The 13,573-nt window shown below is 36.1% G+C and carries 8 protein-coding genes and 1 tRNA gene; 7 read left to right on the top strand and 2 right to left on the bottom strand.

From position 1 onward, the window contains the following. Positions 1–55: 55 nt before the first annotated feature. Both LV469_03645 and LV469_03640 read left to right on the top strand, forming a co-directional pair. Complete coding sequence (locus tag LV469_03645; GenBank protein UHR03396.1) at positions 56–2,572, top strand: heavy metal translocating P-type ATPase; 2,517 nt, start codon at positions 56–58, stop codon at positions 2,570–2,572. 16 nt (positions 2,573–2,588) lie between these two features. Then, positions 2,589–3,926, top strand: a complete 1,338-nt coding sequence (locus LV469_03640) for a butyryl-CoA:acetate CoA-transferase (protein UHR03395.1) — start codon at positions 2,589–2,591, stop codon at positions 3,924–3,926. A 59-nt stretch (positions 3,927–3,985) separates the two neighbouring features. On the opposite strand, the gene LV469_03635 is transcribed toward LV469_03640, so the two are convergent. Both LV469_03635 and LV469_03630 read right to left on the bottom strand, forming a co-directional pair. Beyond that, positions 3,986–4,492, bottom strand: coding sequence for a DUF4364 family protein (locus tag LV469_03635; protein UHR03394.1), 507 nt, complete (start codon positions 4,490–4,492; stop codon positions 3,986–3,988). A 220-nt stretch (positions 4,493–4,712) separates the two neighbouring features. Next, positions 4,713–4,786, bottom strand: a tRNA-Cys gene (locus LV469_03630). Positions 4,787–4,931: 145 nt separating this feature from the next. Here LV469_03630 and pheS point away from each other — a divergent pair. From pheS to LV469_03605, 5 genes are read left to right on the top strand one after another with little or no spacing between them, the layout of a single operon-like run. Further along, on the top strand, positions 4,932–5,954 hold the full coding sequence (gene pheS / locus LV469_03625; GenBank protein ID UHR03393.1) for a phenylalanine--tRNA ligase subunit alpha: 1,023 nt from the start codon (positions 4,932–4,934) through the stop codon (positions 5,952–5,954). Between the two features lie 9 nt (positions 5,955–5,963). Further along, positions 5,964–8,345, top strand: a complete 2,382-nt coding sequence (gene pheT / locus LV469_03620) for a phenylalanine--tRNA ligase subunit beta (GenBank protein ID UHR03392.1) — start codon at positions 5,964–5,966, stop codon at positions 8,343–8,345. 9 nt (positions 8,346–8,354) lie between these two features. After that, complete coding sequence (gene zapA, locus LV469_03615) at positions 8,355–8,909, top strand: cell division protein ZapA (GenBank protein ID UHR03391.1); 555 nt, start codon at positions 8,355–8,357, stop codon at positions 8,907–8,909. Positions 8,910–8,944: 35 nt separating this feature from the next. Beyond that, positions 8,945–11,197 carry a U32 family peptidase gene (locus LV469_03610; protein UHR03390.1) on the top strand — a complete coding sequence of 751 codons (2,253 nt, stop codon included), beginning with the start codon at positions 8,945–8,947 and terminating at the stop codon, positions 11,195–11,197. Then, positions 11,194–13,572, top strand: coding sequence for an endonuclease MutS2 (locus LV469_03605; GenBank protein ID UHR03389.1), 2,379 nt, complete (start codon positions 11,194–11,196; stop codon positions 13,570–13,572). Before LV469_03610 ends, LV469_03605 begins: the two co-directional genes overlap by 4 nt. Position 13,573 lies beyond the last annotated feature (1 nt).

Raw genomic sequence — 13,573 nt, 5'->3', positions numbered from 1 at the left:
AAAAGTGTAAATGTGTATTAAAGAGTTTTTGTGGTAAAATTAAATGGGTGATTAAATGAGAAATATTTTTAATATAAAGGGGATGACTTGCTCGGCTTGTCAAAATGCTGTTGAAAAGGCAGTAAAAAAACTAGATGGAGTGACTTCTTGTAATGTAAATCTTTTGCAAAACACTCTTTGGGTCGAATATGACGATAAAAAACTTACAAGCAAGGATATAGAAAATGCGGTAGGCTCTGCAGGATACGGAGCATCTTTAAAGGGAGATAAGAAAAAAGTAGAAGATGATAGGGATATCTATCAAGAAGAAATGGATGGCATGAAAAAGAGATTGCTTATGTCTGCTTTTTTTATGATTTTTGAATTTTATATTTGCATGGGTCCTATGATGGGCCTACCTGCGCCATGGTTTTTTATGGGACTTAGAAATTCATTAATCACTACAATTACTCAATTAATTTTAGTAAGTCCCGTCTTATTTATAAATAGAAAATTTTTCATTTCAGGGTTTAAGGCCTTGAAAAAAGGTATGCCCAACATGGATTCACTTGTTGCAATAGGTTCCTTGTCCTCTTACATATATGGAATTTTTGCCCTTTATAGAATTGCTTGGGGGCTTGTAATAGAAGACATGGGTCTAGTTGCCATTTACGCAGATGATATTTATTTTGAATCCGCTGGTATGATTTTAACCCTAATAACGTTGGGAAAATATTTAGAAGCTGGAGCCAAAAAACGCACATCCAAGGCTATATCAGAACTGATGAATTTGACTCCAACAGTTTGTAGGATTATAAGAGCTGGCAAAGAGGAGGAAGTTGCAATTGCCGATGTAAAGGTGGGCGATATTGTGGCTGTAAGACCCGGAGAAAATATACCAGTTGATGGCGAAATTTTAGAAGGCAAAACTTATATAGATGAGTCGGCTCTTACAGGTGAATCAATTCCTGTTGAGAAAGATAAAGGAGATAAAGTTTTTGCTGCAACGAGCAATAGGGGAACTTATTTTACCCTTAGAGCAAACTTGGTAGGAGAGGATACATCGATAGCTAAAATAATTCGCCTTGTTGAAAATGCAAATGCAACCAAGGCGCCAATTTCTAGCTTTGCAGATAAGGTAGCGGCTATATTTGTGCCGACAGTCATAACAATAGCTATTTTGACTTTTATCTATTGGTATTTCATAGGCAAATTGGGAACGGAATTTGCTTTTGGCTTTGCCATATCTGTGCTTGTTATTTCTTGTCCTTGCGCCCTTGGACTTGCAACGCCAGTTGCTATTATGGTTGCGACGGGAAAGGGAGCGAGAAATGCAACGCTTTTCAAATCTGCTGAAGCTTTGGAAGTCCTATCCAAGAGCGAAGTTGTCCTTTTAGACAAAACTGGAACAATAACAGAAGGAAAACCCTCTGTGAAAATGATTTCATCCTATGATATAATTAAAAAAGATTTATTGGACATAGCTCTTAGTCTTGAAATTAGAAGTCAGCACCCTCTCGGTCAAGCCATAGTTGAGTTTGCGAAAGAAAATGATGCTGAAGTTTTAGATATAGATGACTTCAATAATTTTGATGGACTTGGAGTTGCAGCTCTTACAGAAAAGGGGACTTTCGCAGCGGGCAATCTAAAGTTTATGAGTGACAATGGGATTGATACTTCAAAGGCTGTAAAAGATGCAGATGATATGGCGAAAATAGGTCTAACACCAATTTATATTTCAGATGATAAAAGTGTAATAGGCCTTGTTGGAATTTCCGATCAGATAAAGCCGGATTCCAAGCAGGCAATCGACGCTTTAAAAAAAGAAAATATAAGTGTTGTCATGTTGACAGGAGACAATGAAAAGACGGCTTCAATAGTTGCCAAGGGCCTTGGAATAGATTATAAGGCAGAAGTCTTGCCCCAAGACAAGGAAAAAATTGTAAAGGCTTTTATGGAAAAAGGCAAAGTCGTAACCATGGTAGGAGACGGTATAAATGATGCTCCTGCTTTGGCTAGGGCAGATGTTGGAGTGGCAGTTGGAGCAGGGACTGATGTGGCAATCGAATCTGCCGATTTGGTGCTTATGAAAAATTCTCTTGTAGACTTATTAAATGCCATAGACTTGTCCAAGGCGACTATAAAGAATATCAAAGAAAACTTATTTTGGGCCTTTATATACAATATTTTTGCTATACCCATAGCAGCAGGAGTTTTTTATAAAATAGGTAATGGCTTGAGGTTAAACCCGATGATTGCCTCTTTTGCGATGTCATTTTCTTCACTATTTGTCGTTGGAAATGCTTTGAGATTGGCGAGATTTAAGCCTAGAAAAATTTTTACAGAGGGAGTTGATAAAGAAATGTTCGGATTGAAAAAACCAGATTTAGTTATTGAAATTGAAGGAATGACTTGTAAAATGTGCAAGGCACATGTGGAAGAAGCACTAAATGCCATGGACGGTGTCAAGGCAAAGGTCGATTTGGAAAGTAAAATTGCAAAAATTAATCTGGAAAAAGATGTAGCTGATCAAGATTTGAAAGGCTGTGTTGAGAAAGCTGGTTATAAGGTAGTAAGCATAAAGCATAAATAATATAGGGGGAATAGATATGGATTATTCAAGAGAGTATGAGCAGAAGTTGATCACAGCAAAAAAAGCGGCATCTCTGGTAAAAGACGGCTACAAGATTGATCTTGGTTTTGGGGTTAACTTTTCCGTTGCAGTAGAAGCTGAACTTGCAAAGAGGGTAGACGAGTTAAAAGATGTCATTGTCTACGGCTCAATCGCAGTAAGAAAACCTAAGATATTTGATGCAGATCCTGAGGGACAAGTTTTCACATGGAATTCATGGCACACTCTAGGATATGAAAGAGCCAAGGTCGGTCATGGACTTTTTTATGCCCCGATTAGATACTCAGAACTTCCAAGATATTACAGAGAAAATGTAAAACACATCGACATGGCAATTATTCCAGTAACAAGAATGGATAAGCATGGATATTTCAATTTTGGAATGACAGCTTCTCACCTAAGAGCAATCTTTGATGTGGCAGATGTAATAGTTTTGGAAGTAAATAAAAATATTCCAAGAGCCCTTGGTGGATTTGAAACTGATATTCACATATCAGAAGTTGACTATTTGGTAGAGGCAGATTTTGAAATTCCAACCGTGGGAAAGGGTTCTTTCACAGAAACAGACCTTAAAATTGCTAAATATGTAGTAGATGAAATATCTGATGGCTCTTGCTTGCAACTTGGTATCGGAGCAACACCAAATGCAATAGGAGCAGTTATAGCCGATTCAGACTTAAAAGATTTGGGCGTGCATACTGAAATGTATGTGGATGCCTTTGTCGACATGGCAAAGCGTGGCAAGGTAACAGGACTTAGAAAAAACATCGATAAGGGTAGACAAGCTTTTGCCTTTGCTCTAGGTTCTCAAGAAATGTATGATTATATTGACGACAACCCAGAAATGATGGCTGTACCAGTTTCTTATATCAATGGAAGCAAACAAGTTGCTGCCTTGGATAAATTCATGTCTATAAATTCTGCTGTAAATGTAAATTTATGGGGAGAAATTTCTTCTGAATCAAGTGGAACAAGACATATTTCTGGTGCTGGTGGACAATTGGATTTTGTAATCGGCGCTTATGAATCAAATGGTGGCAAGACCTTTATATGTATAACATCAAAATATTTTGATAAAAAAGCAGGAAAAGAAATTTCTAGAATAGTCCCAGTATTTGATCAAGGTACAATCGTAACTTGTACAAGACCTAATACTCAATATATCGTAACAGAATATGGAATCTTTAACACCAAGGGTAAATCAGCTTGGGAAAGAGCAGAAGGAATAATAAACTTGGCTGCTCCTGAATTTAGAGATGAACTTATAAAAGAAGCACAAAAAATGAATATGTGGAGAAATTCCAACAAGAGATAAAATAAAAAAAGACCATCTATAATCAATACCAAGCAATTGGAAAGATATAGATGGTCTTTTTAATTTAAAATATCCATGAACTTATCGTATAAAAGGCTGTAATTCTTCTCCCAATCCTTCGAAAGCTGGATGGCCTTTTCACTAGGACAAGAAAACTCTAAACTAAAGATGCACTTGCCATCTTTTATGAGTATCAACTTCAAATCAGCTCTGTCATTATTGAGTTTGACCTTGGACTGAGAAGTGATGCCTATGCTTTTTTCGAAGTCATAACTTTTAAAATCTTCTTTTATTTTTGTAAGCAAATCTTCATCTAGTTTAGTAGTAAAAAGTTCTAGAGTTTGGGAACCTTCTTGTGTTAAGAAAAAAAATTCATTCCCAGTTTTGTCTATGAGTTTTGCTTTTAAAAGCTCATCTAAATATTGAAAAATCAAAAAATAGTTGAGATACTCACCTCTTAAAAGAAAGTCGGTAAGTCTTAATCTATCAAATATGCCTTCTCCTAAATTAATCAAATATAAAATTAAGAGCTTGCTTTTTGCAAGTTGCGTATCATTTTCAAACATAATATCACCACTATCATTATAGCAAATAGTTTGTTGAAAAAGAAGAATCAAAATCAGATAATTAGCTAAGAAAAGGAAAGAGAAAGATTTTTGTGAAAATACTTTATAAAATTTCAAGAAAGAAATCTTCTTCTTATTTGCTTAAAGAATTTGCAAAAATTCTTTAAAGATAAGCTCAAAGAATTTTTGCAATAAAAAAACCGAGTCATGCTCGGTTATATGGAGGCGACAACCGGATTTGAACCGGTGATAAAGGTGTTGCAGACCTGTGCCTTACCACTTGGCTATGTCGCCGCTTCGTACATAATATCATAGCTTTAAAATTTTTTCAAGCAATTTAAAAATAAGATGATTTCACTTTAGAAAAAGCTTGCAACTTTGTATCTTAGCCACATTAATGATATAATTTAAAAATAAAAACTTTAGGAGGTATGGGGTTTTGAAGGACAAACTTCTACAAATAGAAAAGTTGGCATTAGAAAAAATTGCTGCTGCCAAAGATACAAGCACAATAGAAGATATTAGAATTAAATTTCTTGGGAAAAAAGCTGAACTTAGCATGCTTTTAAGAGAAATGGGAAAACTTTCCAAAGAAGAAAAACCCATCATGGGCAAACTTTCAAACGAAGTGAGACAAAAAATTGAGTCTGGCTTGGAAGAAAGACTATCCAAGATAAGACAACTTGAACTCGAAAAAAAATTGGCTGATGAGAAAATAGATATTACATTAAACAAAAAGACCTTGAAGTTGGGTCACAGATCTCCTCTTGTAAAGACCTTGGAGGATCTTGAAGATTTGTTTGTAGAGATGGGCTTTACGGTTTATTCTGGACCAGAAGTTGAGTCTGTTATGAATAATTTCGATCTTTTGAATGCGCCCAAGAACCATCCATCTAGAGAACTTTCCGATACATTTTACATTGACGAGGATACAGTTTTGAGAACTCAAACTTCGCCTGTGCAAATAAGAGCAATGAAAGAGCATGGAGCTCCTATAAGGATGGTTTGCTCAGGTAGAGTTTTTAGGTCTGATGAAGTTGATGCTACTCACTCTCCTATGTTTCATCAATTGGAAGGACTAGTTGTAGACGAGCATGTGAGCATGGCAAATTTGTTTGAAACTTTAAATGTTTTCATTAAAGAATTTTTCGGAGAAGATATGAAGTGTAGATTTAGACCTCACTACTTTCCATTTACAGAGCCTTCAGCGGAAGTCGATGTGACTTGCTTAGAATGTCATGGCAAGGGATGCCCTGCTTGTGGCGGAACGGGCTGGAGCATGGAGCTTTTAGGATGTGGCATGGTGCATCCTAATGTGCTGAGAAATTGTGGTATTGATCCTGAAAAGTATTCTGGATTTGCTTTTGGAATGGGGATTGATAGGATAGCCATGGTTAAACACAAGGTCACAGACATCAGATACTTGTTTGAAAATGATGAAAGATTTTTAAATCAATTCTAAGGAGGATATATGCTTTTACCTGTAAAATGGCTTAAAGATTATGTAGATATAAATTTAGACGCCAAAACTATTGCCAATAAGATTACTGATACTGGGTCACATGTAGAGTCTATAAATTTTGCAAAAGGCGATATGTCGAATGTGGTTGTTGGAAAAATAAAAGAAATAAGTCCTCATCCAGATGCGGATAAGCTGCAAATTTGCAAGATAGACATAGGAAAAGAAATCTTGCAGGTGGTGACTGGGGCACAAAATATTTTTGTGGGAGCCTTGGTCGCTTTGGCTCTTGTAGGAGCAAGACTTGCTAAGGGACAAGTAATAGAAAAGGGAAATTTAAGAGGCGTAGAGTCTGATGGTATGCTTTGCTCCTTGGAAGAATTGGGATTTGATTCATCTGTAATTTCCAAAAAACACAAGGACGGCATTTTTATTTTTAATGAAGACTTAGAACTGGGAACTGATGTTTTCAAAGCCCTCTATATGGATGAAGCTGTCATCGATATTGAAATCACACCTAATAGATCGGATTGCCTTTCAATAATAGGCATGGCAAGAGAGACTGCTGCAACTTTTGATTTAAAATTGCACGAACCTCTTATAGAAGTAAAAGAAGAAGCAGGTCCTATTGCTAATATGTTTGATGGAGTTGAAGTTGAAAGCGATAAATGCTCAAGGTTTTACGGCCGCATTATTGAAGATATAAAAATTGAAGAATCACCTCTGTGGATTCAAAATTATCTCATGAGTGTAGGCATAAGACCTATAAACAATATTGTCGATTTGACAAATTTAGTCATGGTTGAGTATGGTCAACCTCTGCACGCTTATGACTTGGTTACTTTGAAAACAAAGAAAATTATAGTAAAAGATGCAAAAGAGGACGAAGTATTTGAAACTCTTGATGGGATTAAAAGAAATCTTTGCAAGGGTGACATTTTAATAACTGATGGAGAAAAGACAATAGGTCTTGCCGGCATAATGGGAGGGCTTGAAACTGAGGTCGAGTCCACAAGTAAGGCGATTTTTATAGAGGGAGCTCATTTTGATGAGGATACCATAAGAGCAAGCTCAAAAAGGCTTGGACTTAGAACTGAAGCTTCTGCTAGATTTGAAAAGGGAGTCTGCGAAGACTATGCACAAATTGCAGTGGATAGGATGGCATCTTTAGTTGAAAAATTAGGCTATGGCAAGGTGGCAAAATCTTCTTTCGATGTCAGAAAAAATTCCCCGAAGTCAAAAGTCGTAAATCTTAGAATCCAAAAGACAAAAGACCTTATGGGATGTGAAATCTCTGGAGATGAGATTGTAAAATTGCTCGAAAGATTACAAATAAAAGCCAAGGAGGAAGGCCCACTTGTAGTTTGTCAAATTCCTAATTTTAGGCCAGATCTTTCAATAGAAGAGGATTTGATTGAAGAGGTTTCAAGAATTTATGGATTTGACAGGATTACTCCTAAACCCTTGGAAGGCAAGCTCACAAGAGGTGGCAAATCAAAATCAAGGCGTTACCAAGAAAAAATCAAGAGAGTGCTTTTGGCACTTGGCTACAATGAGTACATGTCTTTTTCCTTTATAGGTGAAAGTGATTTAAATAAGTTGAGATTGGAAGAGGACTCTGAGCTTAGAAACTGCGTTGAGATTATAAATCCCTTGGGTGAAGAATTTAAGATTATGAGAAGGACTCTAATTCCTTCAATGCTGGAAATACTTTCTAGAAATTATGCCAGAAAAAATTCCATGGCTGCAGGGTTTGAATTTGGAAATGTGTTTATAAAAACAGAAGAAAAGCTCCCTAAAGAAGAGATAAGACTTTGTCTTGGAACATATTCCTACCATGATTTTTATCAAATGAAAGAGGATTTGGAACTAGCTCTTAGAAGTCTCGGTCTTGAGAATTTGACTTATAAAAGGAGCAAGAAGTCTTACTTACATCCAGGTAGAAGTGCAGAAATTTTCTTTGAAGATGAATCTCTTGGAGATTTTGGAGAGCTGCATCCTAGTGTATTGAAGAATTATGGAATCAAGTCCTCTTGTCTAATAGCGGATATAGATTTTGAAAAAATCATAAAGCACGATTTTAGCAATTATACCTTCAAGGAACTTCCCAAGCATCCAGCCATGAAAAGAGATTATGCGATTGTGGTAGATGAAGATTTAGAAGTTTATGAAATTGAAAAAATAGTGAGATCTTGTGGTAAAGAATTGGTGGAAAGCTTTGATGTGTTTGATATCTATAAGGGAGAACACGTAGAAAGTGGAAAGAAAAGTGTGGCATTTTCTATTGTATTCAGACACCCAGATAGGACACTTGTTGAAAAAGAAGTAAAGGAAATCACAGACAAAATACTTTCGGATATAGAGGAACAATTAGGCGGAAAGCTTAGGTCTTAAGGAGGTCCCATGAAAAAGGAGCCCATAAAAGTAGAAATAGATGATATGCAATTCAAGGTAGTAGGCAATGATGATGCATCCTACGTAAAATTGATTGCTCAAAAACTGGATGATTTAATAAAAAAGTACAAAAATGCAAACTTTAGACTAAATCAAGCACAGGTCTTGGTTTTGGCAGGCCTTAATGTAATGGACCAGCTGGAAAAAACATCGAGGGTCATGGAAGAAGTTAGATTACAAGGCCCTGATGGCGGCAAGACTGTGGATAGCATAAAAGAAATCAATGAACTAAATGACAGGATCAGAAGTCTTGAAGAAAATGATAAGCTAAAAAGTGCTGAGATAAAAAAATTGCAGGAAGAAATTGAAAATCATAGGCAGGGCCTTCTTGAAAAGCTGGGAGAGCTTAGTGAGATAAGAGATGAAAAAAATAAGCTTTTAGAAAAAGAAGAGATTTTTAAAAAGGAATTGGATGCCAAGGCCTCTCGCATATTGGATTTGCAAAAAGAAGTAGTAGATTTGACAAGGGAACTTGAAAATCTCACAGGACTTGACAGACAATGACAGGAAAATATGAATTGCTTTTACCGGCAGGAGAAATGGATTCTTTAATAGCAGCAGTAAAGGCTGGAGCAGACGCTGTTTATCTTGGAGGAGCGGAGTTTTCTGCTAGAAAAAAAGCTAAAAATTTTTCTAGAGATGAATTGACTAAAGCAGTTAGCTATTGTCATCTTAGAGATGTAAAAGTGTATGTCGCCATAAATACCCTTCTCTGTGACGAGGAGGTCTTGGCGGCATTTTCCTATGTTGAGTTTTTGTATGAAATAGGAGTGGACGCTCTAATAATTCAGGACTTGGGACTTGCAGAAATGATTCATCAAAATTTGCCGGATTTTGACTTGCACGCTTCGACTCAAATGGCAATAAATTCATATTCCGGGGCAGAGGTCTTGCAAGAGATTGGTTTTTCGAGGGTCGTGCTTGCAAGAGAATGCCCTTTGTCAGAAATCGAGAAAATATCAAAATTAAAAATAGAAATAGAAGCTTTTATTCATGGGGCCCTTTGCATATCTTATTCTGGTCAGTGCCTTATGTCTTCAATGATTGGAGGGCGATCTGGCAACAGAGGAGAATGCGCCCAAGCTTGCAGAAAGACCTATGATATTTTGGATGACAAAAAAAATGCCATCTCTAAAAGGGCCTATTATTTATCACCTAGAGACTTAGGCACTTTTGAAGAAGTCTTCGATTTGATTGAAGCCGGGGTGTATTCTTTAAAAATTGAGGGAAGGATGAAAAGGCCTCAATATGTCTATCAAGCTTGCAAGACTTATAAGGACATCTTGGAGGGCAGAGATTTTTCCAAAGATAAGGAGGAACTCACTCAATTATTCAATAGAGACTTTACAAAAGGCCTTGCAAAAGGAGATAAAGGTAAGGATTTTATGGCATATGAAAGGCCATCTCATAAGGGTGTAGGAGCTGGAAGGGTGAAGAAAAAGACACCAAAAGGCTACCTTATTGAATTTATGATAGATATCAAAAAGGGCGATGACTTGGAGTTTTTAGATGACAAGGATAGGACCTTTAGAATATTGGCCCCCTTTGAAGCAAAAAAATTTTCAACTTATGAATTTTCTACAACAAGAAATATAAAAATAGATTCAGAAGTGAGAAGACTCACATCATCAGAACTAATAGATAAAATAAATACAGAAATAGAAAAGAAAAAGGACAAGAGACCCTTGGAAATCAAAGCTAGTTTTCTCAAAGGGAAAAAGGCTTCATTAGAGTTTAAATCAGGCACATATAAAGCTTTTATAGAATCTGATGAAGTTTTACAAGGGGCTTTAAAGGCACCTGTAAAGAGAGAGAAAATAATAGAGAATCTATCCAAAGTTGGTGAAAGTGAATTTTATTTAGAAAAAGTAGACTTGGTAAGCGATGATATCTTTATAGCTATTTCTCGCTTGAATGATTTGAGAAGAAGGGGCCTTCAAGCCCTAGAAGAAAAGATTGTAAAAAGAAGAAAAATTCCTAAAAAATTTGAATCTAAAAAATTTGCAAAGGTAGAAAAACTAACCCCAGGTCTTTGCCTGGAAGTTTCCAAAACGCAATACCTAAAGAATGTGGACTTAGATAAATTAAAAAGGGTGTATTTAAAAAATGATGCTATCTCGCAAGAGAGCTTAGAATATTTAAAAAATTTTGACGGAGATATCTTTGCAGTCCTAAATAACATATATTATTCTAAAGAAGAAGACGAGATATTAAAAAAGCTGAAAGATTTGGGGTTTAAAAATGTGGAGATTAACAACTTGGGTCAAGTGGAAAAGTTTAAGGATTTCAATCTCCATATAGGATCGGATATGAACATCTTCAATTCTTATGCTGCAAACTTCATGTTTTCAAATTTTTCAAATAGCATAAGTCTATCGGAAGAAATGGATGGTCAAGGCATAGCAACAATTGACAAAAAAATAAGTGGCAATTTGGAAAGGACAGTCTACGGACACTTGAAAATCATGACTATGGAACACAACCCACTCGACTTATTAGAACTTGAAACAAATTCTAAAACTTATTTTTTAAGAGATGGTCTGGGGGCACAATTTCCTTTCTTAAAAGCGGATAGGACAGAGATTTACACCGACAAGCCCATATTCTTGCTAGATATTTTAAATGAAGTTAGAAGTTTTGGGATAAATCTTTTTAGAATAAGAGTGCATTTTAAAAATGAAAATGCAGCACAATTAGTAGATATGGCTTATGAAGCCATAAAAGGCAATACAAAACTCTTTTATGATAAAGACTTGTATGATAGGGGCCATATATATAAAGGAATTATATGAGAAAGTTAAGCAGAAGTGAAAAAGTTTTAGAAATAGATAAAATTAAAGACCAGCTAAAGGAATTTACGGCATCTTCATTGGCAAAAGATTTAGTTGATAAGATGAGAATATTTAAAAATCTTGAAGAAGTCGAAAGAGCACAAAGTGAAACAGCAGAAGCGGTGAATCTTTTGGTAAAAAGAGCAAACCCACCCCTTTATGGGATAAGTCAAATAAAGGCACATTTAAAACACACTCTGCTGGGAGGAAGTTTGGGGCCAGCACCTCTTTTGAGGATTGCAGAAAGTTTGAGAGTTTCTGCAGCTCTTAAAAAATACATGTTAAAAGACGACTCTGACAGGCAATCCTCTTATCCCATAGTTTCTAATCTTATAGACTCTCTATATACAAATCGAAGCCTTTATGAAGAAATTTCCTCGGCTATAATATCGGAGGAAGAAATTGCAGACGGGGCATCGGCAAATCTTAGGAGTATAAGAACAAAAATCAAGATGAAAAAGCAAGCTATAAAGGATAAATTAGACAGCTTGTTGGCATCAGAGGATTTTAAGAAAAATCTACAAGACGACATTGTAACTGTAAGAGAAGGAAGATATGTAGTCCCTGTAAAGCAAGAGGCCAAATCCAGAGTAAAGGGACTTGTTCATGATATGAGTGCAAGTGGTCAAACCTACTATATAGAACCCTTGGCTCTTGTAAATATGAACAATGATTTAAGAAGTCTCTATCTAGACGAGGATAAGGAAATCAAAAAAATATTGGAAGACTTATCTGTATTAGTTGCAGAATCTGCAAATGAAATGATCTGCAACGAGGATACCTTAAAGGAAATAGATTTTATATTTGCAAAAGCCAAGTTGGCCCTTAATATGGATGCCAATAAGCCGATTTTAAATGACAAGGGTTATATAAATTTAAAAAAGGCAAGACACCCTCTCTTGGATAAAAAAACTGTGGTGCCAATAGATCTTTACATAGGATCTGATTTCACATCGCTTATAATTACAGGCCCTAATACAGGTGGAAAAACTGTCTGCTTAAAGACAGTTGGTCTTTTGTGTTTGATGAATCAAATGGGACTTCATGTACCAGCCTTGGCAGGGTCATCTCTTGGAATTTTTGACTATATATTTGCAGATATAGGAGATGAGCAGTCGATAGAACAGTCGCTTTCGACTTTTTCATCCCATATGGTAAATATTGTAGATATAATAAATAGAGCAAACTCAGCCTCTCTTGTCTTATTTGATGAGTTGGGAGCGGGGACTGACCCAACGGAAGGGGCAGCCTTGGCAAGAGCCATTATGGAGCTTATGCTCAGAAAAAAGATAAGGTGCATATCCACAACCCACTACAATCAATTAAAGATTTATGCCTTAACTACAAGTGGAGTTTGCAATGCCTCAATGGAATTTGACATAGAAACTCTAAGTCCAACATACAGATTGTCCATAGGAGTGCCGGGCAAATCAAATGCCTTTGAAATTTCAAAGCGTTTAGGTTTAAAAGAAGATATAATAAAAGAGGCTAGGGCTCTTGTGGATGAAGACCATATGGAGTTTGAAGAAGTTTTAAGGACAATAGAAAAAGATAAGCAGGAAATTTCTGCAAACAAGGAAAAAATAATAAGACAAAGAGAAGACCTAGAAGCACAAAATAAGCGCTTGGAGAAAAAAATAGCAGCTCTTGAAGCAAGAGAAGAAAAGATTATTGCAAATGCCAAGGACGAGGCTAAGAGAATTTTAAATAAAGCCAAGGAAGAATCCAAATTGGCTTTGGACGAAATAAAAGACATAAAAAATCTTATGGACTCTAAGACTTCCAGAAGATTGCAAGAGGCACAAGACCTCATAAGAGAGGGAATCGAAAAAGTAAGCGACCAATCCGAAAAAATAATTTTGGAAAAAGTTGCAAAAGCTGATCAGAAAATAAAAGTTGGTGACAGTGTCAAAATCAAATCTCTGGGCCAAGATGCAATAGTTTTGGAAGAAGCAGATAAAAACAAAGAAGTCATGGTGCAAGTTGGAATCATGAAGATGAAAGTCCCTGCAGCATCACTTATAAAAACAGATCGTCCCCTTGAAGAAAACAAAAATAAGTCAGCACAGATTCTAAGACAAAAATCTCAAAATATCTCAAATGAGATTGATTTAAGAGGCATGAATTTCGAAGAAGCCAGAGTGCAAGTGGATAAATATTTAGATGATGCCTATCTTTCGGGACTTAAAAGAGTTAGACTCATCCATGGTAAGGGAACGGGAATTTTAAGAGAAAGACTAAAGCTATATCTTCCAAAATTAAAAATAGTAAAATCCATAGAAGAAGCTCCCTTTGATGATGGAGGAAGTGGAGTAACCTATGTAAATTTAAAGTGAG

It is taken from the genome of Peptoniphilus sp. GNH, from assembly GCA_021307325.1.
GTDB lineage: Bacteria > Bacillota > Clostridia > Tissierellales > Peptoniphilaceae > KA00134.
Note: the sequence above shows the minus strand (reverse complement) of the source record. Positions and strands in the feature narration are given on the sequence as shown.